Source organism: Enterobacter sp. HK169 (genome assembly GCF_001719105.1).
Lineage (GTDB): Bacteria > Pseudomonadota > Gammaproteobacteria > Enterobacterales > Enterobacteriaceae > Enterobacter > Enterobacter asburiae_B.
In genome coordinates this window covers 2977490-3002925 of sequence record NZ_CP017087.1, presented here as the reverse complement: position 1 = coordinate 3002925, position 25436 = coordinate 2977490, and the positions used below count along the sequence as shown (strand labels likewise).

The following is a 25436-nucleotide window of genomic DNA, read 5'->3' as shown; positions in this document are numbered from 1 at the left end:
ACGCGCTCAGAATATAACGGTTTCGCCATCCTGGGGAATGCTCACTGCGTCACTCACCTGATTGGCTTCAACGTACTCACGCAGCGCGCTGCGGGTCAACAGGCAGTGGTTAATCGCCTCCATATGGATCGCCACAATGCTGGCCTGCGGCAGCAGGAAATGAACGTTGAGCACGTCCTCCTGCCCCATAATAATGGGCCCAAAACCAATAACGTGGGCATAGCCCGCGTTCAGCACCACCACGTCCGGCTGGTGCTTTTGCAGATCGGCCGCCACCTCGTCACGCCAGACGGTATCCCCGGCAAGATAGAGCGTCTTCTCATCGGGATGACGCAGCACCACGCCGCAGGCCTCACCCAGACGCTCCGCCAGCTCGGGCACGGCGTAAGCGCGATCGGTGCCGTGCTGCCCGCCGTGGGTTTTCGTAATCTGAATATCGCCGAAGAAGGTCGCGTCGGTCATGACCGTCAGGTTGCTGAATCCCTGGCTGCGCAGCAGCGCGGCGTCACGATCGTTTTGCACGTAGATCGGTTTGTCTTTGGCGATCAGCTCCGCCGCAGTGAGATCCCAGTGATCGTCATGAGTATGGGTGACGATCACCGCGTCGGCGTCCAGCAGCGTGTTGACGTCAACGGGGAGTTCGACCGTCGGGTTACGGCGTTCGGCATACGCCGTGCCGGGAAAGCCCGGATAAGCCCCCTTCGGGGCCAGCATAGGGTCGATTAAAAGACGTTTTCCGGCGTAGGAAATCAGCTGGGTGGCGTTGCGAATGTGGGTAATGTTCATGGGCTATCCTCCGGTGGGTGTGATAAGGAGGATAGCCAGCCGTCGCACTTGCCGCAGTGGGTTAAAGGGCGATTACCGATGGAATCGGGCCAATTTAAGCAACCCGTTTTCCGTCAGATCGTTTACCAGCCCGGCACCGCCCCGCCGTTAAAGATCGTCTCCGCCGCTTTCGCTACCTCAGGCGACTGATACGACTGGATAAATTCCTTCACGTTCTCCGCGTCTTTGTTGTCTTCGCGCGTCACCACGATGTTCACGTACGGCGAGTTTTTGTCTTCAATAAAGACGCTGTCATGCACCGGCGACAGCCCGGTTTGCTGAATATAGGTAGTGCTGATGATGGCGACATCCACTTTCGGGTCGTCCAGCACGCGCGGCAGCTGCGCCCCTTCTAGCTCCATAATTTTCAGCTGTTTAGGGTTGGCGGTAATATCCAGCGCCGTCGGCAGCAGCCCGGTGCCCGGCTTCAGGGTAATGAGCTTCTCCTTTTGCAGCAGCAACAGCGCGCGGCCAAGGTTGGTCGGGTCGTTTGGAATGGCAATCGTCGCCCCATCCTTCAGGTCAGAGACGGATTTGATTTTGCGGGAATAGCCGGCCATCGGAAAAACAAAGGTGTTCGCCACGGCCACCAGCTTGTAGTTATGCGCCTTGTTATCCTCAGCGAGGAACGGGCGATGCTGGAAGACGTTGGCATCCAGTTCTCCCTGGTTGGTGGCATCGTTGGGCAACAGCGAGCCGCTGAAGCCGACCAGCTCCACGTCCAGGCCATATTTCTCTTTTGCCACCTTTTTGGCGACTTCCGCCACGTCCTGTTCAGCGCCGTTGATGACGCCCACTTTAATGTGTTTGGCATCGCTGCCACTTTGATCGCACCCTGCCAGCAGCAGGCCAGCAAGTACCAGAGCACCCAATCGACGTTTCACAAGACAGTTCCTTTTGCTAAATGTTGTAGTGACTATATCGACAACGAGGCGGTGAAATAAAAACCGAAAAAGAATCAATAAGAAGGATAAGTTATATGCGGGTTTTGCCGGGTGGCGCTGCGCTTACCCGGCCTACAGATCCGGGGCTTAAAGCGCTTTCGCCAGATAATGCCGCTGCATGCCCGGATAAGGATAATCCTGCAAAGACATTTGCAGCTGGTACCCCTGTTTTTCATAGAACGGGCGCGCCTGGAAGCTGGCGGTATCGACCAGCGCGTGCTTGCAGCCTTTGCGTCTGGCTTCCTCTTCGGCCGTTTTGATGAGCTGGCTGCCCACGCCGGATCCGCGCACGGTCTCGCAGACCCAGAGATAGTCGATATTCAGCCAGTCGCCTTTACGCACCCCAATTAGCCCGCCGAGCATGACGCCTTTATCGTCTCGTACGTAAACGCCAATGTCGCCGCTAAAGGTCGCCATATCCAAAAATTGCCCGTTATAGGCTCTTAACCCCACAAATAACTCTTCTTTTTCAGCGGGCGTTACATTATTTGTTATGCTCAGGTGCATTTTTCTCTCCTTATTTTCTATGCAATCTGAATATCTCATAGCTTAACCTCCACAAAAACTCCTCATTCCCTCCATTTTTTAAATACGGAAACATTCCCTCAATATCTAAATAAAAAAGGCCTTTCCAATACGCACCCAAAACGTATACTGAGAACGATCATTCTCACTTTTACACGGTAGCCGACGATGAGTACGAAACTGGAAGAACGACAAAAACAACGTCAGGACGAAATCATCACCGCCGCGCGTCGCTGCTTTCGCGCCAGCGGATTTCACGCCGCCAGCATGTCGCAGATAGCCAGCGAAGCGAAGCTCAGCGTCGGTCAAATTTACCGTTATTTCAGCAACAAAGACGCGATTATCGAAGAGATGATCCGCCGAATCATCGACTCACGCATTGAGGAGATGCAGGGTAAAACCCTGGTGGAAGGGATGCCGCAGGCGCTCGCCTGGCGACAGACCCTCAACGAAGATGACGATGCGCTGATGCTGGAAATGTCCGCTGAGGCCACGCGTAATCCGCAGGTGGCGACGATGCTGATCGAAGCCGAATCGCGCATGTTCGCCAACGCCTGCGCGCACCTGAAAAAGCAGTTTCCCCACCTGAGCGACGAGCATATTCGCTGCTGCGTGGAGATTACCGCCGTGATGATTGAGGGAACGATTTATCGTCGATTAACCCCCTTAAAAGTCCCGTCAGAACAATTAGAACCCCTTTATCAGGATATTTTAAATATGCTTTTCTCTGCGAAGTAATCGCATATGAATAATTAGCGGGAATAAGTAATTCCCCTTTTTTACATTTCTGGCTCAGCCGGAGATGCGGTATCGCTGTGCCTTTAAATAGCCCTCCTCCCCGTTAAGCCATTAACGGGGCTGGCGTCGTTCACCCTGGAAAAAGATTATGAAAAACATAACAACCTCCATCGCGGCATTATTTCTCCTGACCGGGTGCGATAATGCGCAAACATCTGCTCCCCAGCGTCCTCTTCCGGATGTGGGGATTGTCACCCTCATGAGCCAGCCGGTGTCCGTTGTCAGCGAGCTGACCGGGCGCACCACCGCCGCCATGAGCGCCGAAGTGCGCCCGCAGGTGGGCGGCATTATCCAGAAGCGGCTGTTCACCGAAGGCGATACCGTGAAAGCCGGGCAGGCGCTGTATCAAATTGACCCTTCCAGCTACCGCGCGGCGTTTGATGAAGCCGCCGCGGCGCTGAAGCAGGCTCAGGCGCTGGTAGCGGCCGACTGCCAGAAGGCCCAGCGCTATGCGCAGCTGGTGAAAGACGACGGCGTGTCGCGCCAGGACGCAGAGGACGCGAAGTCCACCTGCGCGCAGGACAAGGCCAGCGTCGAGTCAAAGAAGGCCGCGCAGGAGAGCGCGCGCATTAACCTCAACTGGACCACCGTTACCGCGCCGATTGCCGGACGCATCGGCATCTCCTCCGTCACGCCCGGCGCGTTGGTGACCGCCCAGCAGGATACCGCGCTCGCCACCGTTCGCGGACTGGACAGCATGTACGTCGATCTCACGCGTTCCAGCGCCGATCTGCTGCGTTTACGCAGGCAAACCCTTGCCACCAATAGCGATACGCTAAGCGTGTCGCTAATCCTTGAAGACGGCAGCACCTACGGCGAGAAAGGCCGTCTGGCGTTAACCGAAGTGGCGGTGGATGAATCAACCGGCTCGGTCACGCTGCGCGCCGTCTTCCCGAACCCGCAGCACCAGCTCCTGCCGGGGATGTTCGTTCGCGCCAGGGTGGATGAAGGCATCATGAACGACGCGATCCTCGCCCCGCAGCAGGGCATCACCCGCGATGCCAAAGGCACCGCCACCGCGCTGGTGGTGAATGCCAGCAATAAGGTCGAGCAGCGTCAGCTGGAGACGGGCGACACCTACGGCGACAAATGGCTGGTGCTGAGCGGCCTCAAGGCGGGCGACAGGCTGATTGTGGAAGGTACCGACAAAGTGACCGCCGGGCAGGAAGTGAAGGCCGAAGAGATGAAAGCTGCGGGAGGAAAAGCCTGATGTTTTCCCGCTTCTTCGTGCGTCGCCCGGTCTTTGCCTGGGTTATCGCCATTCTTATCATGCTCGCCGGGATGCTGGCGATCCGCACGCTGCCGGTCGCTCAGTACCCGGACGTCGCCCCGCCGTCGATCAAAATCTCCGCCACCTACACCGGTGCCTCCGCGCAGACGCTGGAAAACAGCGTGACGCAGGTGATCGAGCAGCAGCTGACCGGCCTGGATAACCTGCTCTACTTCACCTCCACCAGCAGCTCGGACGGGTCGGTGAGCATTACCGTCACCTTCGAGCAGGGAACCGACCCGGACACCGCCCAGGTGCAAGTGCAGAACAAAGTTCAGCAGGCGGAATCGCGCCTGCCGACCGAGGTGCAGCAGTCCGGCATTACCGTCGAGAAATCGCAGAGCAACTTCCTGCTGATCATGGGCGTGTACGACAAAACCGACGCCGCCAGCAGCTCGGATATCGCCGACTGGCTGGTGAGCAATATGCAGGACCCGCTGGCGCGCGTGGAGGGCGTCGGTAGCCTGCAGGTGTTCGGGGCGGAATACGCGATGCGCATCTGGCTTGACCCGGCGAAGCTGGCGTCCTACTCGCTGATGCCGTCCGACGTGCAGAGCGCGATTGAAGCGCAGAACGTGCAGGTTTCCGCCGGTAAAATCGGCGCGCTGCCCTCGTCAAACGCCCAGCAACTCACCGCCACCGTCCGCGCCCAGTCGCGCCTGCAGACGGTCGATCAGTTTAAAAACATCATCGTGAAGAGCCAGTCCAGCGGCGCTATCGTGCGCATCAGCGACGTCGCCCGCGTGGAGATGGGCAGCGAAGATTATACCGCCACCGCGAAGCTCAACGGCCACCCGGCGGCGGGTATGGCGGTGATGCTTTCACCGGGCGCGAACGCGCTCAACACCGCCACGGCGGTGAAAGATAAAATCGCCGAGTTCAAAAAGTCGATGCCGGAAGGCTACGACGTGGCCTACCCGAAAGACAGCACCGAGTTCATCAAGATCTCCGTTGAGGACGTGATTCAGACCCTGTTCGAAGCCATTATCCTCGTGGTGGTGGTGATGTACCTGTTCCTGCAAAACATCCGCGCGACGCTGATCCCGGCGCTGGCGGTACCGGTGGTTCTGCTGGGCACGTTTGGCGTGCTGGCGCTGTTCGGCTACTCCATCAATACCCTGACGCTGTTTGCAATGGTGCTGGCGATCGGGCTTTTGGTGGATGACGCCATCGTGGTGGTGGAAAACGTCGAGCGTATTATGCGCGACGAAGGCCTGCCCGCGCGGGAAGCCACCGAAAAATCGATGGGCGAAATCTCCGGCGCGCTGGTTGCCATTGCGCTGGTGCTTTCTGCCGTATTCCTGCCGATGGCCTTCTTCGGCGGCTCCACCGGGGTGATTTACCGTCAGTTCTCGGTCACCATCATTTCGGCAATGTTCCTCTCCGTGGTGGTGGCGTTGACCCTGACGCCCGCGCTCTGCGGCTCGATTCTGAGCCACACGGCGCCGCACAAAAAGGGCTTCTTCGGCGCGTTTAACCGCTTCTACAGCAGGACCGAGCGCGGCTATCAGAACAAGGTGCTGCGCGCCCTGCGCCGTTCCGGCGGCATGCTGGTTATCTATGCCCTGCTCTGCGGCGCGATGGGCTTCGCCATGCTTAAGCTGCCGGGCAGCTTCCTGCCAACGGAAGATCAGGGCGAAATCATGGTGCAGTACACCCTGCCAGCGGGCGCAACGACGGTACGTACCGCCGAAGTCAGCCGCCAGGTGCGCGAGTGGTTCCTCACGAAAGAGAAAGCCAACACCAACGTTATCTTCACCATTGAAGGCTTCAGCTTTAGCGGCAGCGGCCAGAACGCCGGGATGGCGTTTGTCTCCCTGAAAAACTGGTCCGAACGTAAAGGCGATGCAAACACCGCACAGGCCATTGCCCTGCGCGCCACGCAGGAGCTGAGCACCATCCGCGATGCGACCATCTTTGCCATGACGCCGCCGGCGGTGGACGGTCTGGGCCAGAGCAACGGCTTTACCTTTGAGCTGATGGCCAGCGGCGGCACCGACCGCGACGCGCTGCTGAAGCTGCGTAACCAGCTGATTGGCGAGGCCAATCAGGACAGCTCGCTGCACGCCGTGCGCGCCAACGATCTGCCGCAGATGCCGCAGCTTCAGGTGGATATCGATAACAACAAGGCCGTGTCGCTGGGGCTGTCCCTGAGTGACGTTACCGACACCCTCTCCAGCGCCTGGGGCGGGACCTACGTGAACGATTTTATCGATCGCGGCCGCGTGAAAAAGGTCTACATCCAGGGCGACAGCGACACCCGCGCCGTACCGTCGGATCTCAACAAATGGTTTGTGCGCGGCAGCGACAGCACCATGACGCCGTTCTCCGCCTTCGCCACCACCCGCTGGGAGTACGGCCCGGAAAGCCTGGTGCGCTACAACGGCTCGGCGGCGTATGAGATACAGGGCGAAAACGCCAGCGGCGCCAGCTCCGGCACGGCGATGGGCAAAATGGAGCAGCTGGCAAACAGCCTGCCGTCCGGCAGCACCTGGGCGTGGAGCGGTTTGTCGTTGCAGGAAAAACTGGCGAGCGGTCAGGCGATGAGCCTGTATGCCCTCTCCATCCTCGTCGTGTTCCTGTGCCTGGCGGCGCTGTATGAGAGCTGGTCGGTGCCGATTTCGGTCATTCTGGTGATCCCGCTTGGCGTGCTGGGCGCGGCCGTCGCCGCCTCCCTGCGCGGCCTGAACAACGACGTCTACTTCCAGGTGGCGCTGCTCACCACTATCGGCCTGTCGTCGAAGAACGCGATCCTGATTGTCGAGTTTGCCGAAGCCAAAGTCGCTGAAGGGTACTCTCTGACGCGTGCCGCCCTGCGTGCCGCCCAGACGCGCCTGCGTCCGATCATCATGACCTCGCTGGCGTTTATCGCAGGGGTTACGCCGCTGGCCGTGGCAACCGGCGCAGGCGCAAACAGCCGCGTGGCGATTGGTACCGGCATTATCGGCGGAACGCTGGCCGCGACGCTGCTGGCGATCTTCTTTGTTCCCTTATTCTTTGTACTGGTGAAACGTCTGTTCTCCGGTAAACACGCGAACCGGAGGTCATAATGTTTCGTGTATCTGTTTTAGCGTTAGCCCTGCTGAGCGCAGGCTGTGTGTCGTTAGACCCAACGTATCAACGCCCGGACGCCCCCGTCCCGGCAACCTTGCCCGGCGCGCACGGCGAAGCCACCGCCGTGGTGAGCCAGTGGCAGCAGGTAATGAACGATGCGCGGCTGAAAAGCGTGGTGACGATGGCGCTTAACAGCAACCGCGACGTGCAAAAAGCGATTGCCGATATCGACGCCGCCCGCGCCCAGTACGGTGAAACGCGCTCGTCCCTGTTCCCGACGGTGGACGCCGAGCTGAGCCACACCCGCAGCCGCACGCTGGCAAGCGGCGTCGCGACAAGCGATGAAGCCAACGGCGCGGTCTCCAGCTTCGAGCTGGATCTGTTTGGCCGCAACCAGAGCCTCTCCCGCGCCGCGCGTGAAACCTGGCTTGCCAGCGAGTTCACCGCGCAGAACACGCGCCTGACGATGGTCAGCGAGCTGACGACGGCCTGGGTGACGCTGGCGGCGGATAACAGCAACCTGGCGCTGGCGAAATCCACGATGGAGAGCGCGGCGAATTCGCTAAAGATTGTGAAGCGCCAGCAGGACGTTGGCGTGGCGGCCGCCACGGACGTCAGCTCGGCAATGGCGGTGTATCAGCAGGCGCGCGCCAGCGTCGCGAGCTATCGGACTTTGGTGATGCAGGACAAAAATGCCCTCAATCTGCTGGCGGGCGATACGGTGCCGGACAACCTACTGCCCGGCACGCTGGAGAGCCTGAGCGACAACGCCATCACGCTGATCCCGGCGGGCGTCAGCTCCAGCGCTCTGCTGCGCCGCCCGGACATTCAGGAGGCGGAACATAACCTGCTGAGCGCCAACGCCAACATCGGCGCGGCGCGGGCCAACTTCTTCCCGACCATTTCGCTGACCGCCAGCGCGGGCGTCGGCAGCGATTCGCTCTCCTCCCTGTTCAGCCATGGGATGAAGGTCTGGTCGTTCGCGCCGTCCATCACCCTGCCGCTGTTCAGCGGCGGGAACAACCTGGCGCAGCTGCGCTACGCGGAAGCGGAGAAGAAAGGGCTGATCGCCACCTATGAGAAAGCCATCCAGAGCGCGTTTAAGGACGTGGCCGACGCGCTGGCGCGACGAGAAACCCTGAGCGAACAGCTCGACGCCCAGCGCGAATACGTCGCGGCGGAGCAAAAAACGCTGGACGTGGCAACGCGCAGCTATAAGGCGGGCGCGGGGGATTATCTGACGGTACTGACCGCGCAGCGGTCGCTGTGGTCGGCGCAGGAATCGCTGATCGCGCTGCAGCAAACCGACCTGGAAAACCGCATCACGCTGTGGCAGTCGCTGGGGGGCGGTATTCAGTAGCGCTTGCCGGGAAGTTCATGACAGGCGGTGAAGAGAAAATTCATACTTTCGGCTGGCGTCGCTACACTGAATGTAACGATATATTTCATGGGAAGCATGTGACTTCTAAAGGGGGTTGTTGATGAAAGCTGCGCACCTGGTCTGCCTGCTGGTTTGTCTGCTCTTCGCCGCGTTTGTCCATGCTCAGGAAAAGGATGACCCCGCGAAAGAGGCGCAAATAAAGCAGCAGGTCCTTAAAGATATTAAGAAAACCTGTACGCCACAGAAAAAGCAGAGCGATAAAGCCTGGCAGGAGATGATTTTGTCGTCCGAGGCCAATCAGCTGCTGATTAAAAATGCCATCACCGCCGTGAAGCGCGACAACCTGGATGCCTACTGGGGGGCGATTGGTCAGGTGGATTGTATGGAAGATTATTGAGAGCTGGAAACGTGCTTCTCGCCGGGTGGCGGCTGCGCCTTACCCGGCCTACACAACATTTTTAACGCTTACGCACGTCTGGAATGATCAAATCCCCGCGCAAAACATAGGACCCGAGCATCTGCGTTTTCTCCGTCAGCCAGCTCACAATGCGCGCCGCCATCGCGTCCATGGAATATTCAATCGCCGGGATCACCGGAATACCCGGCAGGTGCAGCGATCCGGCAAGGCTGAAGACCATAATGTCGTCCGGCACCGATTTATTAAACGCCTGCAGCTGCGGGATCACCCGCTGGGCTTCCTGCTCGTCCGCCACCAGCAGCGCGTTGAAGTTCAGCGTGCTGGCGTTGTTAAGCAGCTCCTGCAGCGCAACGGACGAAGAAGTCGCGTCCATAAAGACCAGGCTGCGATTAAAGGGGAGGAAATTTTTCTCCAGCGCGTGCTTGTAGCCGAGCAGCACCTGGTCGGCAAAACCGCTGCCGTGGGGGTGGATCAGCGCAATCTGGCGACGCCCCTGGCTGGTGAGGTAGTTACAGGCGGTTTCGGCGGCAAAGGCGTGATCGAACTGAATGCTGTTGGAATTATCAGACTCCATGCAGTCCACCAGAATGACGTTGTCCATCTCCACGTCCAGCGGGAAACGGGCGCCAATCACCAGGATATCATCGCAGAGTCCGCAGGAAAGTTCTTCAAGGGCGTGCATCACTTCCGCTTTGCTGTGCGCGAAGCGCAGCAGGAGGTGTTTTTGATGCTGGCTGAGCTGTTTTTCCAGCGCGTAGAGATATCCGGTGGTCTGGTTAATGTTTTCCTGCGCGCAAATCACCCCGATACAGCCCGTTGACTGGCTCAGCAGCGACTGGGCAATCACGTTGGGACGATAGTTCAGCTCATCCACGGCCTTCAGAACGGCCTGACGGCTGGCTTCCTTTACGCCACGCGACCCACTCAACACTCGCGATACCGTGGCTTTAGACACCCCGGCAAGACGTGATACATCATTGATTGTCGACATCTCTTTCCCCTGGCAGGCTTACCTCGCGCCTGCAAATTCCATCACCGCTTCGGCTCACATTATAGCCAGGACGGAGTATATCCGTTTCCGTTTTCCAGGGAAACCGATTTTCCGTTTCCACTCAAAATGATGTCAAAACAGCCAAATTATGTGACCCACATCCGGTTAATTAGCCTCATAAGTAACGGATCTTGATGGTTGTCACACTTCTGTCTTTTATGAATGGAAACCGGTTTCCGTATAATGTCCAATCATCCTCGCAATAACTTTTTACATTTAGAGGATGGTTGTCGATGTTCAAGATTATGCTGTGCTGCTCTGCCGGGATGTCCACCAGCCTGTTGGTCAGCAAAATGGTCGATGTCGCGAAAGAACGTGGTTTGCCGGTGAAGATTGATGCGTACGGTGTTTCCGAATTTGATACGCAGTTTCCGCAATACCAGGTTGTCCTTCTCGGACCGCAAGTGAAATACATGTTAAAGACACTCTCAGACAAGGCGGCTACGAAAGGCATTCCGGTGCAGCCCATCGACATGATGGACTACGGCATGCAGCGTGGCGATAAAGTACTGGACTATGCTCTGTCGCTCATCGAAGCGGCACACTAAAAGGTGTTCACATGAGTTCGTTATATCAATCCATGGTCGCGGTGATTGAGCAGTCAATTACCCCGCTGGCCGCCAAGCTGGGCCAGCAAAAGTATGTGATTGCCATCCGCGACGGCTTTACCGCCGCGCTGCCGTTTATGATCATCGGCTCGTTTATGCTGGTGTTCATCTTCCCGCCGTTCTCGGGGGATACCACCAACAGCTTCGCCCGCGGCTGGCTGGATTTCTCCCAGACCTATCGCGAACAGCTGATGCTGCCGTTTAACCTCAGCATGGGCGTGATGACCTTCTTCATTTCGGTGGGAATTGGGGCGAGCCTGGGGCGTCAGTTTAACCTCGACCCGGTGATGTCCGGCCTGCTGGCCTTTATGGCCTTCCTGCTGGTCGCCGCGCCGTATGCCGACGGCAAAATTTCGACCCAGTATCTCTCCGGCCAGGGCATCTTCACCGCCCTGATCACCGCAATTTACGCCACCCGCGTTTACGCGTGGCTGAAGCAGAACAACGTGACCATTCGCCTGCCGAAGGAAGTGCCAACCGGCGTGGCGCGCTCGTTTGAGATCCTGATCCCGGTGATGGTGGTGATCGGCACGCTGCACCCGCTGAACCTGTTCATCGAAGCGCAGACCGGGATGATTATCCCGCAGGCGATCATGCACCTGCTTGAGCCGCTGGTGTCCGCGTCTGACTCCCTGCCCGCCATTCTGCTCTCCGTGCTGCTGTGCCAGATCTTCTGGTTCGCCGGTATTCACGGCTCGCTGATCGTCACCGGCATCATGAACCCGTTCTGGATGGCGAACCTCTCGGCAAACCAGGCGGCGCTGGCGGCCGGCGCGGCGCTGCCGCACGTTTACCTCCAGGGCTTCTGGGATCACTACCTGCTGATTGGCGGCGTAGGCTCTACCCTGCCGCTGGCGTTCCTGCTGCTGCGCAGCCGCGTTACCCACCTGCGCACCATCGGCAAAATGGGCGTGGTGCCAAGCTTCTTCAACATCAACGAACCGATTCTGTTCGGCGCGCCGATCATCATGAACCCGATGCTGTTTATCCCGTTCGTGTTCGTTCCGCTGGTTAACGCCTGCCTGGCGTACGGCGCAACCAAGCTCGGCTGGCTGGCGCAGGTCGTCTCGTTGACCCCGTGGACCACCCCTGCACCGATTGGCGCCTCGTGGGCGGCAAACTGGGCGCTGAGCCCGGTGGTGATGTGCCTGGTCTGTATGGTGATGTCCGCGCTGATGTACCTGCCGTTCCTGCGCGCCTATGAGCGTACGCTCATCAAAAACGAAGAGCAGAAAGCTCAGGCGACCGTCGGCGCCGCCGAGACCGCCAGCAATTAAGTCAAAGAGGAAGAGTCATGAAATACGCATTTCCCGATAACTTCTGGTGGGGCAGCGCAAGCTCCGCTCTCCAGACGGAAGGGGCAAGAGAGGGGGAAACCACCTGGGATTACTGGTTTGCCCGCGAGCCAAACCGTTTTCACAACGGCGTGGGGCCGCAGCAGACCTCCACGTTTTATCAGCACTGGAAAACGGACATTCAGCTGTTAAAGCAGCTGAACCACAACAGCTTTCGCACCTCGATTAGCTGGGCGCGCCTGATCCCCGACGGTATCGGTGAAGTGAACCCGGAAGCGGTCGATTTTTACAATCAGGTCATTGATGAGCTGAATGAACAGGGCATCACGCCTTTTATGACCCTGTTCCATTTCGACATGCCGATGGCGATGCAGGAGATCGGCGGCTGGGAAAACCGCGACGTGGTGGAGGCCTACGCCCGCTATGCGCAGATTTGCTTTGAGCTGTTCGGCGATCGCGTGCTGCACTGGTTTACCTTCAACGAGCCGATCGTGCCGGTGGAAGGCGGTTATCTGTACGACTTCCACTACCCCAACGTGGTGGATTTTCGTCGGGCGGCCACCGTGGCGTATCACACCGTGCTGGCCCATGCGAAAGCGGTGCAGGCCTACCGCGCCGGGCATTACGCGGGGGAGATTGGCATCGTGCTGAACCTGACGCCGTCGTACCCGCGCTCGCAGAACCCGGCGGACGTGAAGGCGGCGCACATCGCGGATCTGATGTTTAACCGCAGCTTCCTTGACCCGGTCCTGCGAGGGGAATACCCGGCAGATCTCGTAGCGCTGCTGAAATCCTGCGATCAATTACCCGCCTGTAAACCGGAAGACGGCTTCCTGATTGCGGAAGGGAAAATCGACCTGCTCGGCGTGAATTACTATCAGCCGCGTCGCGTGAAGTGTCGCGACAGCGCGGTGAACCCGCAGGCGCCGTTTATGCCGGAGTGGTTCTTCGATAATTACGAGATGCCGGGCCGCAAGATGAACCCGTACCGCGGCTGGGAAATCTACGAGCCGGGTATTTACGATATTCTGGTTAACCTGCGCGACAATTACGGCAACCCACGCTGCTTTATTTCTGAAAACGGCATGGGCGTCGAAAACGAGCAGCGTTTTATTGAAAATGGCCAGATTAACGATCAATACCGCATCGAGTTTATTTCCGAACATTTAGCCTGGCTGCATAAGGGTATTAGCGAAGGGTGCAATTGTCTCGGCTACCATATGTGGACGTTTATTGATAACTGGTCGTGGTGCAACGCGTATAAAAATCGCTACGGATTTATCCAGCTCGATTTAGAGACGCAGAAACGCACCATTAAGAAAAGCGGAGAGTGGTTTGCCGCTACCGCGTTAAATAATAGTTTTGAAAAAGAGTAATGATGATGATCGCATTAGAAGAAGCCGTAATGGAAATTATCGTCAATGCCGGACAGTCCCGCAGCCTGTGCTTTGAAGCGCTGCACGCGGCGCGTCAGGGCAACATTGACGAAGCCAAAAGCCTGCTGCGCGAAGCCGACGGCTACGCGCGCCAGGCGCACAAGATGCAGACCAAACTGATCGAGCAGGATGCGGGCGAAGGCCGCCAGCCGATGACGTTAATTATGGTGCACGCGCAGGATCATTTAATGAACTCCTTATTAGCGCGTGAACTGTCCGAAGAAATTATTCATTTATATCAGAGATAGTCTATGGCGAAATAATTATTGTAATACCTCTGTACCCTAAATAGAGATCCACTTGTTCTGATGATAGCGACATACTCTGTCAGATCGGAGCGGGATGGTTATTGTCTGAATAAAATTAAACTATATTGAGATAACCATGAATACGATTAAAAAACTTCCATTAACCATGGCGGTTATCGCCGCGCTTTGCCCAATTTCCGTGCTCGCGCAGGAATTCACGCAGGAGCAAATCGACGCCATTGTGGCGAAAGCGGTGGATAAAGCCCTGGCCGAACGTCAGGCTAAAATGGATGCGGCGGTCGCGAAAAAAGCGGACGTGGTGACCGAGCCGCAAAGCGCGGCGCAATCTCCGGACATGGCGATCCCGTTCGGAATTAAATTTACCGGCTACGCCCGCTACGGCGCGCACTTCCAGGCTGCCGATCAGAAATACGTCGCGGTGGACGGCTCGTACAACGGCGCGTCCGCCATTGGTCGTCTGGGCAACGAAGGCAACGGCGGGGAATTCCAGCTCTCCAAGGCCTTCAAGGGTGAAAACGGCGCCATCTGGGACGTTAACGTGATGATCGATCACTGGGGCGACGAAGTTAACCTGAAAAAAGCCTACGCGGGGGTGACCAACATTATGGCCTCCAACCCGAACGCCTATTTCTGGGCAGGTCGTGACTTCCACCAGCGTCCGCAGCAGGGCATCAACGACTACTTCTGGATGAACCACGACGGCCAGGGCGCCGGGGTGAAAAACTTCGACATCGGCGGCGTGCAGTTCGACGTGGCCGCCGTCGCGGCGGTGGAATCCTGTAGCCCGGAAGTGATGGAAGATGAAGCCAACCCGTCGCGCATCACCTGTACCGGCGGTTCCGGCACGGGCGACAAAGGCAACTACGCCGCGACCTCAAAAATCCACGGCATGAAGCTTGGCCCGATCGACATGGAGCTGTACGCCAACTACGGCTTTGACTCCAAAGCGGTGGAGAGCGACGAGCGTCTGAACGCGTGGCAGGGCGGCGTGGTGTTGAGCCACACCAACGACAGCGGCGTGAACAAGGTGATCGCCCGCTACTCCGATAACGCGGACAACAGCGTGTTCAACAAAACCGAGGATCTGACCACGGTCTACGCCAGCTTCGAAGGGCTGTATAAATTCACCCAGGCCACGCAGGTGGAGTACATCCTCGCCTTCCACGACTACGACAACAGCCGCGATAAGACCGACAACCGCAAAAACTACAACGCCATCGTGCGACCGATGCACTGGTGGAACGACGTTCACTCCACCTGGCTGGAAGCAGGCTGGCAGCATGTGGATTACGACAACGGCGGCGACAACAAGGGCTGGAAGCTGACCCTGTCGCAGAACATGTCTATCGCCATGGGGCCGGAGTTCCGCCCGATGCTGCGCTTCTACGTGACCGGCGGCAAGGTGGATAACGAACGCACCGCGCGCGTGAACAACACCAAAGACGAAACGCTCGACGACTTCAACGTCGGCGCGATGTGGGAGGCGTGGTTCTAGGCAAGGTAGAAGCAAAACGGCAACGCAAGTTGCCGTTTTTAGTGTTTGCTCCCTCTCCACGTGGGAGAGGGCCGGGGTGAGGGCATCAGGCCGCACGCAACCATGCTATGCTGTTGACCGAATTAACGACAACATCGCAGGGGAGAACATGGGTTCCACACGTAAAGGGATGCTAAACGTCCTGATCGCCGCCGTTTTATGGGGCAGTTCCGGCGTTTGCGCGCAGTACATCATGGAGAAAAGCCACATTTCTTCGCCTTACCTGACCATGGTTCGCCTGCTGTTTACCGGCGTGATCCTGCTGACGCTCTCCTTCGTGCACGGCGACAAGATTTTCTCGGTCATCAAACATCGCAAAGACGCCCTCAGCCTGCTGATTTTCTCACTCGTCGGCGCGCTCACCGTGCAGCTCACCTTCCTGCTGACGATTGAGAAATCCAACGCAGCCACCGCTACCGTGCTGCAGTTTCTCTCGCCGACCATTATCGTGGCCTGGTTCGCCCTGGCGCGGAAAAAGCGCCCCGGCGTGTTTGTGCTGTCGGCCATCATGACGTCGCTTGTCGGTACGTTTCTGCTGGTCACCCACGGCGACCCAACCTCGCTCTCTATCTCGCCTGCCGCGCTGTTCTTCGGCATCGCATCGGCGTTTGCCGCCGCGTTTTACACCACCTATCCGTCAACGCTGATCGCCCGCTACGGCACGCTGCCGATTGTCGGCTGGAGCATGTTGATCGCCGGGCTAATGCTGACGCCGTTCTACGCCGGACGCGGGACCACCTTTGTGATTGACGGCAGCCTGCTGCTGGCGTTTTTCTATCTGGTGGTGATTGGCACGGCGCTAACGTTCAGCCTGTATCTGAAAGGTGCACAGATGATCGGCGGGCCGAAGGCGAGCATTCTGAGTTGCGCCGAACCCTTGAGCAGCGCGCTGCTGTCGGTGGTGTTGCTGGGGGTGGCGTTCACCCTGCCGGACTGGCTGGGGACGCTATTGATTGTGTCGTCGGTAGTGTTGATTTCAATGGATTCGAGAAGACGGGTTCAGACATCGGCGTAGCCTGATGCCCTCACCCCAACCCTCTCCCACGGGAGAGGGAGAAAAACACTACTTCGCCTTCACCTTCCCCGCCACCAGCAGCGCGGTCAGCAGCATCAGCGTGCCGGAGATCACCAGCGGTGACGTCAGCCCCAAATGGTCGAGCGCCACGCCGCCAATGGCCGCGCCGCAGGTGTTCGCCAGCTGGATCACCGCCACCTGAATCGACCCGGCTTTTTCCGCCTGATCGGCAAGCGAGCGGGTGATCCACGTCGACCAGCCCACCGGTACCAGCGCAAAGGCCAACCCCCAGATAATCGCGATGGCAGACGCCACCCACTTATCGCTGCCCCACAGCACCAGCACCGCCGCGCTCGCTGCCAGCACCAGCGGCGCACCCGCCAGCGCCACCTTCAGGGAGCGTTTCAGGAACTGGGAAGACAGCGAGGTGCCGACAAAGCTGGCGATACCAAAGCTCAGCAGCACCAGCGTCAGGCCGTCCACGTCAAAGCCCGCCATGGTCATAAACACCGGGCGGATATAGGTAAAGAAGGCAAACTGCCCGGCAAAGGACATAAAGATGGCGGTCATCCCCGCCAGCACGCCGGGGCGCTTCAGCAGCGCGAACATGTTCTGTTTGTGGTGCGCCGCTTCGCCCGGTAGCGACGGCAGTGCTTTCCACACCCAAATGATGCAGAGCAGGCCCATCACCGCCGCCGCGTTAAAGACGTTACGCCAGCCGATAATCCCGCCGAGGAAGCTGCCGAGCGGCGCGGCAATCACCAGCGCGATAGAGACCGCACCGAAGATAACGGAAAGCGCTTTTGGCACCGTCCGCGCGGGCACCAGGCGCATCGTGAGCGAGGCCGACATCGCCCAGAAACCGCCTAATCCCAGCCCCAGGCAGGCGCGCCCCAGCAGCAGCAGGGTGAAGCTTTCCGCGAAGGAGACCAGCAGGCAGGAGAGCGTCAGCAGCACGCTGAACAGAATGACCACCTTGCGGCGGTCGATGGTGCCAATCACCTGGGTGATAAACAGGCTGGCGAACATCGCCACGAAGGCGGTAACGGTGACGGACTGCCCCGCCACGCCCTCAGAAATGCCCAAATCCTGCGCCATCGGCGTCAGCAGGCTCACCGGCAGAAACTCAACGGTAATCAGGCAGGCGACGCAGAACGCCACGGCGAAAACGGCCGACCAGTTGGGGCGAGAAACCTCTTTGGTCTGCGGTCTGGTCGTGGGCTGGATATGTTCTGTCATGGCGTCACCTGAAGATAAAAACGTGCGGAAAAGTCGCGCAGTTTATCATCAAAAGTGTGACGGATTTAACGATTTGACAACTTTTGTCGTTTTTACAGGGGATCAGTGCAGGTAAAACACGCCCTCTTCCGGCAGGAAGAGCTGGTTATAGCGAAGCTGGAAAGCGTTTAGCTCCTGCGGATCGGGCTCCATCTCGCGCATGAAGCCAAGCGCCAGACGAATTTGCGCATCGGTAATCGGCGCGGCAAGGCGGGCTTTACGCAGCATGCGGTGCCAGGCGTGCAGGTTCTCCTCGCTGCCGTCGACAATGCAAACCTGCCAGAGCAGCAGCACCTGCGCCGCGTTTTGCAGATGCGCCTCGTCCGGCCGCTCAAGGTAGCGGATAAACTCATTGCCGGGCGTTTTACCGAACTGGTCGATCATCGACTCGACCGGCATCGGGGTGATCCCCAGACGCTCGCTCAAACGTTTGATGGCGCGGCGGGAATCTGAGGTCAGGACGCGAAATCCCACCACAAACACCACGGCAAGCGTTGCCAGCATTATCCAGACCATGCGTTCTCCTATGAATAGCCGCTCATCATAGCGGGAAACGCACGGCGTCGACAGCGACAGCCATAAAAAAGCCCGGCATCACACACCGGGCAAAGAAGTTACCTGCACACTCAGGCTGCTTTCAATTTCTGCTTCTGCGCACGATTCTCACGGCGAATTTTACGTTCTTCCAGCACCGCTACCATCGCCATCAGGACGATACAGCCGATGGCTGCCGCATCCAGCGCCGCGAAGGTGCCCGCCCAGCCGGTGAGGCCGAAAATTGGCGTGCCGTCGGCGATCATCCCCAGACCCAGCTTGGCGAAGCTGTCGCCGATCAGGTAGGCGAAGGTGCCTTTAATCCCATCGGCGGCGCCGATCGCTTTTTTCGGTACGAAGCCGACTGCCGCCACGCCGATCAGCAGCTGTGGACCAAACACCAGGAAGCCGAGCGCGAACAGGGACGCCAGGTAAACGTACTGGTTGCTGGCATGCTGGTAGACGCCGAGCGTGGCGATAATCAACGCCAGCGCGACGCAGGCCACCAGCGCACGACGGCCGTTGGCGAGATCCGAGAGCCAGCCCCACAGCAGGGTGCCGACCAGGGCGCCCACTTCGAACAGAGTGAAGCCCTGAATCGCCACTTCTTTAGAGAGCTTCAGCTCCTGGAAGGCATATACGGTCGACCACTGGTCGATGCCAATACGCACCACGTAGAGGAAGATGTTTGAGAAGCACAGCAGCCAGATCACTTTGTTTTTCAGCACGTACTCAACAAAGATCTGCCATTTGGACATCTCGTTTTCTTCGGTCTCTTTGTCCTCTTCGCTGATCTCCTCGCCGAACAGCTCTTCGGCTTTGCCGAGGCCGTAAGATTCCGGGGAGTCGCTGCCGTAGCGCAGGCCGATAAAGCCGACAATCAGGGCGATAATCGACGGGAAGATAAACATGCCGATCACGTGGCCGTCGAACAGGTAGTTTGCGCCAAACAGCGCCACGCCTGCCGCACCCGCCCCGCCTAGGTTGTGGGAGATGTTCCACATGCCGAGGTACGAACCACGCTTGCGGCGCGGGGTCCATTTGGTGATGGTGGAATAGCTGCACGACCCGCCGGTACTCTGGAAGAAGCCGCTCAGGGCGTAGAAGGCGATCATCATGAACAGGCTGACGGAGCCCGCGCCCATGCTGGCGCTGAAGCCGAGCATACAGATGGCGGAGAGGATCAGCATAAACGGCAGGAACTGCTTGGTGTTTTTGCCGTCCGCGTAGTAGGAAACGACGGTTTTACCCACGCCGTAGGTGATGGAGAAGCCCAGGCCAATCATCCCCAGCTGCGTCATGCTCAGCCCGTAGGTTGAGATCATGTCGTTCTGCGCGATGTTAAAGTTTTTGCGGATCAGGTACATGGTCAGGTAGCCGATGAAGACCACCAGATAGGACTGCATGAACGGTTTGAACCACATCTTGCGCCGCACGTCGAGCGGCAGATCCAGGGTCGGCTTGCGCACCTGGTTGAGGAAGGCCAGCATGGTTTGCTCCTGAGCTGATTTTTACCTGCGAATGGCAGGCATTGTAAAAATCAGCCGGGAGAGATGCCTGAGACAGCGTCCAGGTAAAACCGGGAAAATTTCCTGGTTTTGCGCCACTCGGGGCGAAAAGGTGAGACGCATCACGCTTCGCTCACCTCGCGCGGCGCCTGCGCATGCAGGAAGGGCAGCAGCAGCAGCGCGGAAATCCCCGCCGCGATGGCGATCACCGCAAAGAATCCGCTCCAGTGCCAGACGTCGATCACCCGCGCCAGCGGCCAGCCGGAGAGCGATGCGCCGAGGTAGGCAAACAGCCCGACAAAACCCGTCGCCGCGCCTGCCGCCTCTTTGTGGGAACACTCTGCCGCCGCCATGCCGATCAGCATCTGCGGGCCAAACACGAAGAAGCCGGTGGTGAAGAAGCACGCCGCCTGCATCACGTAGCTGGCGAACGGCATCAGCCACAGCGAGCCGACGGAGAGCAAAATCCCGGCGGCGAAAATCAGGTTCATCGGTCCACGGTTGCCGTTGAACAGCTTGTCCGAGCCCCAGCCCGCCACCAGCGCGCCGATAAACCCGCCCAGTTCGAACATCGTCACCGCCGAGTTGGCGGTCACCAGATCCACGCCGAGCGTCTCGGACATGTACAGGTTGCCCCAGTCGTTGATGGCCGCGCGCACCACATAGACCAGCACGTAGCAGAGCGACAGCAGCCAGATGTACGGGTTTTTCAGCACGTATTTGGTGAGGATCTCCCTGCGGGTCAGCCCCGCGCCCTCCTGCTGCTGGGCAATCTCCATCTCGTCGTGCCGCCAGTCGCCCACCGCAGGCAGGCCGACGGTTTGCGGCCGGTCGCGCAGGCGCCAGCAGAGAAACAGCCCGGCAATTATCGCCAGGCCACCGGCAATCATCATCCCCGCGCGCCAGCCGTAGTGCAGCGCCGCCGCCCCCACCACCATCGGGATCAGCGCCCCGCCGACGTTATGCGCGGTGTTCCAGATTGCCCACCAGCCGCCGCGCTCGTTGCGCGAATACCAGGCGGTGAGCAGGCGGGCGCAGACCGGCGCGCCCCAGCCCTGGAAAAAGGCGTTCAGCGCCCACAGCAGGGCAAAGGCCCAAAGCGACGTCGAGAAGCCAAACAGGATATTCACCACCCCGGTGGCGATCAGCCCAACGCCCATGAAATAGCGCGCGTTGGAGCGGTCGCTGACGATGCCGGAGAAGAACTTCGACAGGCCGTAGGTGATGTAAAACAGCGTCGCCAGCAGGCCGATATCGGTGCGCGTCATCACGCCGCTGGCGAGGATTTCCGGCGCGGCGGCGTTGAAGCTTTTGCGGGTGAAGTAGAACAGCGCGTAGCCGAGCCAGATGGTCATCAGGATATGGCGACGCCAGTAGCGGTAGCGGGCGTCGATTTCCGCTTTATCGCCAATCGGCGCGGCGCTGGCAGGGGTTTTAAACATGGTAACTCCGTAGCGGCAGGCTGACGCTGACGCGCGTCCCGTGGGTGCAGGAGAGGTTCAGCGTGCCGCCCAGCGCCTTCACGCGCTCGCGCATGCCCGCCAGGCCAAAGCCCTGCTGGCCGGAACCCGGCGGCAGGCCGCAGCCGTCGTCTTCAATTATCAGCTTCAGGCTGTCGTCCTGCTGCCAGCCCTGGATGGTAACCGCGCTGGCGCTGGCGTGTTTGACGATATTGTTCAGCCCTTCCTGACAGACGCGGAACAGCGTCACGCGCTGGCCTTCGCTGAGCGTAGATTCGTTAATGCGCCAGTCGAGATGGCTGACTATTCCGCGGCTTTCCAGCTCCATCTCGCGCATCAGGGAACGCACCGCCTGCTCCAGCGTAAGGTCGTCAAGCTGGCGCGGGCGCAGCCGTCCTAACAGGCGACGAACGGAGTCATAGACGCCCAGCGAAAGCTGTTCGATATGCGCTCCGCCCTGCTTCACGCCCGCGTTTTCCGCCGCCAGGCGCTGGACAATGCCCGCCTGGGTGCGGATAGCGGTGATGGTCTGGCCGATATCGTCGTGCAGCTCGCGGGCGACCTCCTGCCGCACGCTCTCTTCGGTTTCCAGCAGACGCTCCGCCAGACGGCGGTTGCGCGCCAGCTCGGTTTGCAGGGACTGGTTCAGCTCGCGCAGGCGCTGAATGCCCGCGCCGAGCAGCAGCCCGGTCAGGCTTTGGGCCAGCAGGGAGAGCAGTAAATCCACAGGGTGATCGTGCCAGGTCTGGCTGGCGATCAGCGCGATGGCGTTCATCAGCGTGGCGATCAGCGCCCCCTGCCAGCCGTAGTGCCAGGCCAGGGCGATAATCGGCAGCGCCAGACAAAACGGCGTGAAGCGAGAAAGCTCGGCGGGCAGGCCAAGCTGGAGCCACAGGCTCACCACAAACAGCAGCAGATACCAGATGAGGTGCCGGGCGCGCCAGTTCACCGGCTGGGAAACCAGCGCCGGGCCGAGCGGCTGCCAGACGGTGCTTGTGAGGTAGTGCCAGATCACCAGACAGGTTGGCGCGAGCGTCAGGCCGCCGGTGAGGGTCAGCAGCAGGGCGTTGAGCATCTCCTTCTCGCCTACCCACGGAAGCGACTGCAGCAGCGCGGCGGCAATCAGCGCCGCCCCCTGACGCAGCAGCGTGCGCCAGTCGCGCTGGTGGCGGTAGCGGGAAATGAGGGCAACCGGGAGAAGCGTGAGCACGCTTCCGGTCATCAATAAGGGCAGGTGCGCGAGGGCAACCTCCTGCGCCAGCCAGACCAGCATCAGCCATTCAGCACCGAGCAAAACGGGCCAGTAGGCGCGCGGACACTGGAGCATTAACCCCAGACGCAGGCCGAAGGGAAACAGCAGCACCGCCAGCTCCGGGCGTTCCACCAGGTGCAGGCTGATGCTCCACAGGCAAAACCAGGCGGCGGAGAAGATAAAAAAGCTGGCGACGACGGCGATCAGCCGTGAAAAAGCGGAACTCATTGCCAGCTGTCAAACATGCGGCGCGCCAGCTCGACGTCGTTGCTGACGTTGAGTTTTTCCATCAGGTTGGCGCGGTGGACGTGCACGGTTTTCGGGGACAGTTCCAGCTCGGCGGCAATCTCTTTCACCGACATCCCCTGCGCGAGCTTCTCAGCCACCTGGCGCTCGCGCCGGGTGAGCGGATCCTGACGTCCGGCCGCCAGCTTGATGGCGATATCCGGCGTTAAATAGCAGCCGCCGGTGGAGACAGTGCGCACGGCGGCGATCAGTTCGTCGGGGCTACAGCGCTTGGAGAGAAAGCCGCGCGCGCCCGCGTTGAGGGCCTGCTCGACCAGCGCCGGGCTGTCGTGGACCGACAGCATGATCGTCGCCATCCCTTTCGGCAGCTGGCTTAGCAGCTCCAGCCCGGAGAGATCCGGCATCGAGATGTCGCAGATACAGACCTGCACCCCGCGCCCCGGCAGGCCCGCCAGCGCCTCGCGACCGGAGCCAAACTCGGCCACAACCTGAAAATCCGGTTCGAGGTTTAAAAGCTGGGCAAAGCCGGAGCGGACGATAAGGTGGTCGTCGATGAGAGCGATGGTGGTCATGTGTCTTCCTGCGGTCTGAAAGCGCCGGATGGCGCTGCGCTTATCCGGCCTGCAAGCGCGACGCCTGCAGGCCGACCAGGGCGCTTACCTTAAGCGATTTATTCGAAAAACACCGCAATTTTGTTAAACATGGTGGGATCGGACTGGTTGCGCGCCACTCTGGTGACGTCTTCCAGCTTGTCGATCTGCGCCATCATCTGCTCCAGACGCTGGTCATCGTTGACCAGCAGCCAGATGCGGCTGTGCTCGCTGCCCTGAATCGGCAGACAGAGAATGCCTTCCACGTTAAACGCCCGGCGGGCAAAGAGCCCGCAGACGTGGGTCATGACGCCAGGGTGGTTGCGGACGGTGAGTTCCAGAATGACGTTATCATGTTGTTTCTGCATGGCTTATTCTCCCACCATCTCAGTATTTGCCGCTCCCGGCGGCACCATCGGATACACTTTTTGTTCAGGGTCGATACGCACGTGGATCAGCGCCGGGCCGGGGCGAGAAATCGCGTCCTGCAGCGCCGCGTGGGCATCCTCTTCGGCGTTCAGATCGCAGGTGTGCAGGCCAAAGCCGGCGGCAATCTGCATGAAGTTAATCATCCCCGGGTAGGTCGCGGCAAACACGCCCTGCTTGTAGAACAGGCTCTGCTGCTGATGCACCAGCCCCAGCGCCTCGTTGTTCATCAGGATGATTTTCACGTCTAACTGATTTTCGGCCGCGGTCGCCATTTCCTGAATGTTCATCATCAGGCTACCGTCGCCGGAGAAGCAGATGACCTTGCGGTCCGGGTTGGCGAGCGCCGCACCCACGGCTGCGGGCAGGCCGAAGCCCATGGTTCCCAGACCGCCGGAGGTCAGCCACTGGCGCGGACGGTTCAGCGGGTAGGCCTGGGCGGTCCACATCTGATGCTGGCCCACGTCGGTGGTGATGATTGCGCTGTCGTCCACGCAGGCTGCCACGGCGTTGATCAGTCCGTAGTGGCTCAGCGGGTCGCCTTCGGTTGGGATGGCGCCCGGGAACTCGCGCTGCAGATCGGCCACCAGCTGGCGCCAGTCGGCGCGGTCGGCTGCGTCCGTCTGCGGGATCAGCTGCGCCAGAACCTCGGCCACGTCGCCCTGAATCGCCACGTGCGGCTGCTTGATTTTACCCAGCTCGGCGCGGTCAATATCCACGTGGATGATTTTGGCGTTCGGGCAGAACTGCTCGGTTTTGCCGATCGCCCGGTCATCAAAACGCGCGCCCATAACAATCAGCAAATCAGCCTCTTGCAGGATGTAGTTGGTGCTGCGCGCGCCGTGCATGCCCAGCATGCCGAGAGAGAGCGGGTGCGCTTTAGGCAGCATGCCCAGCGCCATCAGAGTCATGGTGGTCGGCAGGTTGGCTTTCTCTGCAAACTGGCGGATTTCATCCGCAGCGTTAATCGCTCCGCCGCCCAGATAGAGCACCGGGCGTTTGGCGGCGTTAATCATGTCGGCGGCATCGCGCACGCTCTCAGCGCTGAATTCCGGCGCGGGGGCACGCTCGCCCGGCTCCGGCAGGACGTCGATCTCGATCTCAGCGGTCTGGACATCCTTAGGAATGTCTATCCACACCGGGCCCGGGCGGCCAGACTGCGCAATGCGGAACGCATCGCTGATAACCTGAGGCAGCTCGCTGATGTCGCGAACTAAATAGTTATGTTTGGTGATGGGGATAGAGATGCCGTAGGTGTCCACTTCCTGGAACGCATCGGTGCCGATCATCGAGGACGGTACCTGGCCGGTAATGCAGATCAGCGGAATGGAGTCGAGACGCGCGTCGGCGATGGCGGTCACCAGGTTGGTTGCGCCCGGGCCGCTGCAGGCCATACAGACCGCCGGTTTGCCCTGCGTACGCGCCATGCCCTGAGCAATAAAGCCTGCCCCCTGCTCGTGGCGCGCCAGCACGTGGCGGATCTGCGTGCTTTGGCTTAACGCATCGTACAGCGGCAGCACCGTGCCGCCCGGGATACCCGCAACCGTGGTGATGCCCTGCCGTTCCAGCAGATGAACGATCAGCTGCGCGCCAGTAAAACGCGTCGTGGTGGATGTTGTGCCCGAACTTGCCATGCTCCAGTCCTTTTCTTCTGGGCCGACGTTCCGGGGAGGGTCCTAAACGAAAAACCCCGCCCGGTTTGCGCCGGCGGGGTTTTGG

General features: G+C 59.6%; 23 protein-coding genes. 11 read left to right on the top strand and 12 right to left on the bottom strand.

Features of this window, described 5'->3' with window-relative positions; translation table 11 throughout:
- Positions 1 to 6 precede the first annotated feature (6 nt).
- From EnteroDNA1_RS14285 to EnteroDNA1_RS14275, 3 genes are all read right to left on the bottom strand, one after another.
- Positions 7 to 786 carry an MBL fold metallo-hydrolase gene (locus EnteroDNA1_RS14285; protein WP_048981418.1) on the bottom strand — a complete coding sequence of 260 codons (780 nt, stop codon included), beginning with the start codon at positions 784 to 786 and terminating at the stop codon, positions 7 to 9.
- A 122-nt stretch (positions 787 to 908) separates the two neighbouring features.
- Positions 909 to 1709: a lipoprotein NlpA gene (nlpA, locus tag EnteroDNA1_RS14280; protein ID WP_048981417.1), complete on the bottom strand. Its 801-nt coding sequence runs from the start codon at positions 1707 to 1709 to the stop codon at positions 909 to 911.
- 147 nt (positions 1710 to 1856) lie between these two features.
- Positions 1857 to 2276 (bottom strand): GNAT family N-acetyltransferase, encoded by a 420-nt coding sequence (locus tag EnteroDNA1_RS14275; protein ID WP_048981416.1) that lies wholly within the window; start codon positions 2274 to 2276, stop codon positions 1857 to 1859.
- 186 nt (positions 2277 to 2462) lie between these two features.
- Between EnteroDNA1_RS14275 and EnteroDNA1_RS14270 the strand changes: the two genes are divergently transcribed.
- From EnteroDNA1_RS14270 to EnteroDNA1_RS14250, 5 genes are all read left to right on the top strand, one after another.
- On the top strand, positions 2463 to 3032 hold the full coding sequence (locus EnteroDNA1_RS14270) for a TetR/AcrR family transcriptional regulator (RefSeq protein ID WP_033144322.1): 570 nt from the start codon (positions 2463 to 2465) through the stop codon (positions 3030 to 3032).
- Between the two features lie 148 nt (positions 3033 to 3180).
- A complete protein-coding gene (locus EnteroDNA1_RS14265; protein WP_048981415.1) occupies positions 3181 to 4302 on the top strand; it encodes an efflux RND transporter periplasmic adaptor subunit in 1122 nt (373 codons plus the stop codon).
- On the top strand, positions 4302 to 7412 hold the full coding sequence (locus EnteroDNA1_RS14260) for an efflux RND transporter permease subunit (RefSeq protein ID WP_069303454.1): 3111 nt from the start codon (positions 4302 to 4304) through the stop codon (positions 7410 to 7412). Before EnteroDNA1_RS14265 ends, EnteroDNA1_RS14260 begins: the two co-directional genes overlap by 1 nt.
- Positions 7412 to 8776 carry an efflux transporter outer membrane subunit gene (locus EnteroDNA1_RS14255; protein ID WP_069303453.1) on the top strand — a complete coding sequence of 455 codons (1365 nt, stop codon included), beginning with the start codon at positions 7412 to 7414 and terminating at the stop codon, positions 8774 to 8776. The genes EnteroDNA1_RS14260 and EnteroDNA1_RS14255 overlap by 1 nt, the downstream gene beginning before the upstream one ends.
- Positions 8777 to 8897: 121 nt before the next feature.
- Positions 8898 to 9194 (top strand): YicS family protein, encoded by a 297-nt coding sequence (locus tag EnteroDNA1_RS14250; protein WP_023309843.1) that lies wholly within the window; start codon positions 8898 to 8900, stop codon positions 9192 to 9194.
- A gap of 61 nt (positions 9195 to 9255) precedes the next feature.
- Here EnteroDNA1_RS14250 and EnteroDNA1_RS14245 read toward each other — a convergent pair whose 3' ends face one another.
- Positions 9256 to 10206, bottom strand: a complete 951-nt coding sequence (locus EnteroDNA1_RS14245) for a LacI family DNA-binding transcriptional regulator (protein ID WP_063438949.1) — start codon at positions 10204 to 10206, stop codon at positions 9256 to 9258.
- A 293-nt stretch (positions 10207 to 10499) separates the two neighbouring features.
- Here EnteroDNA1_RS14245 and EnteroDNA1_RS14240 point away from each other — a divergent pair, with 293 nt between their 5' ends.
- From EnteroDNA1_RS14240 to EnteroDNA1_RS14215, 6 genes are all read left to right on the top strand, one after another.
- Positions 10500 to 10814, top strand: coding sequence for a PTS sugar transporter subunit IIB (locus tag EnteroDNA1_RS14240; RefSeq protein WP_039260376.1), 315 nt, complete (start codon positions 10500 to 10502; stop codon positions 10812 to 10814).
- A gap of 11 nt (positions 10815 to 10825) precedes the next feature.
- Complete coding sequence (locus tag EnteroDNA1_RS14235) at positions 10826 to 12151, top strand: PTS sugar transporter subunit IIC (protein ID WP_069303452.1); 1326 nt, start codon at positions 10826 to 10828, stop codon at positions 12149 to 12151.
- A 17-nt stretch (positions 12152 to 12168) separates the two neighbouring features.
- Positions 12169 to 13545 (top strand): glycoside hydrolase family 1 protein, encoded by a 1377-nt coding sequence (locus tag EnteroDNA1_RS14230; RefSeq protein WP_069303451.1) that lies wholly within the window; start codon positions 12169 to 12171, stop codon positions 13543 to 13545.
- 5 nt (positions 13546 to 13550) lie between these two features.
- Positions 13551 to 13853 carry a PTS lactose/cellobiose transporter subunit IIA gene (locus tag EnteroDNA1_RS14225; RefSeq protein WP_029741865.1) on the top strand — a complete coding sequence of 101 codons (303 nt, stop codon included), beginning with the start codon at positions 13551 to 13553 and terminating at the stop codon, positions 13851 to 13853.
- Between the two features lie 136 nt (positions 13854 to 13989).
- Positions 13990 to 15369: a carbohydrate porin gene (locus EnteroDNA1_RS14220; RefSeq protein WP_033144328.1), complete on the top strand. Its 1380-nt coding sequence runs from the start codon at positions 13990 to 13992 to the stop codon at positions 15367 to 15369.
- Between the two features lie 148 nt (positions 15370 to 15517).
- A complete protein-coding gene (locus EnteroDNA1_RS14215) occupies positions 15518 to 16423 on the top strand; it encodes a DMT family transporter (RefSeq protein ID WP_048981411.1) in 906 nt (301 codons plus the stop codon).
- Between the two features lie 48 nt (positions 16424 to 16471).
- Here the strand turns inward: EnteroDNA1_RS14215 and nepI are convergent, their stop codons facing one another.
- The 8 genes from nepI to ilvB form a co-directional block, all read right to left on the bottom strand.
- Entirely contained in the window at positions 16472 to 17662 is a 1191-nt protein-coding gene (gene nepI, locus EnteroDNA1_RS14210) for a purine ribonucleoside efflux pump NepI (RefSeq protein WP_039260374.1), read from the bottom strand.
- 102 nt (positions 17663 to 17764) lie between these two features.
- On the bottom strand, positions 17765 to 18217 hold the full coding sequence (locus EnteroDNA1_RS14205) for a DUF1198 domain-containing protein (RefSeq protein ID WP_069303450.1): 453 nt from the start codon (positions 18215 to 18217) through the stop codon (positions 17765 to 17767).
- A 110-nt stretch (positions 18218 to 18327) separates the two neighbouring features.
- Complete coding sequence (uhpT, locus tag EnteroDNA1_RS14200) at positions 18328 to 19725, bottom strand: hexose-6-phosphate:phosphate antiporter (RefSeq protein WP_069303449.1); 1398 nt, start codon at positions 19723 to 19725, stop codon at positions 18328 to 18330.
- A 140-nt stretch (positions 19726 to 19865) separates the two neighbouring features.
- The gene (locus tag EnteroDNA1_RS14195; protein ID WP_033144332.1) at positions 19866 to 21185 is read right to left on the bottom strand and encodes an MFS transporter; all 1320 of its coding nucleotides are present in this window, start codon (positions 21183 to 21185) and stop codon (positions 19866 to 19868) included.
- Entirely contained in the window at positions 21178 to 22683 is a 1506-nt protein-coding gene (gene uhpB / locus EnteroDNA1_RS14190) for a signal transduction histidine-protein kinase/phosphatase UhpB (protein WP_064673036.1), read from the bottom strand. The genes EnteroDNA1_RS14195 and uhpB overlap by 8 nt, the downstream gene beginning before the upstream one ends.
- Positions 22680 to 23273, bottom strand: coding sequence for a transcriptional regulator UhpA (gene uhpA / locus EnteroDNA1_RS14185; RefSeq protein WP_032626676.1), 594 nt, complete (start codon positions 23271 to 23273; stop codon positions 22680 to 22682). The genes uhpB and uhpA overlap by 4 nt, the downstream gene beginning before the upstream one ends.
- 98 nt (positions 23274 to 23371) lie before the next feature.
- Positions 23372 to 23659, bottom strand: a complete 288-nt coding sequence (ilvN, locus tag EnteroDNA1_RS14180; protein ID WP_033144334.1) for an acetolactate synthase small subunit — start codon at positions 23657 to 23659, stop codon at positions 23372 to 23374.
- Between the two features lie 3 nt (positions 23660 to 23662).
- Positions 23663 to 25351: an acetolactate synthase large subunit gene (ilvB, locus tag EnteroDNA1_RS14175; protein WP_064673035.1), complete on the bottom strand. Its 1689-nt coding sequence runs from the start codon at positions 25349 to 25351 to the stop codon at positions 23663 to 23665.
- Between the last annotated feature and the right edge of the window lie 85 nt (positions 25352 to 25436).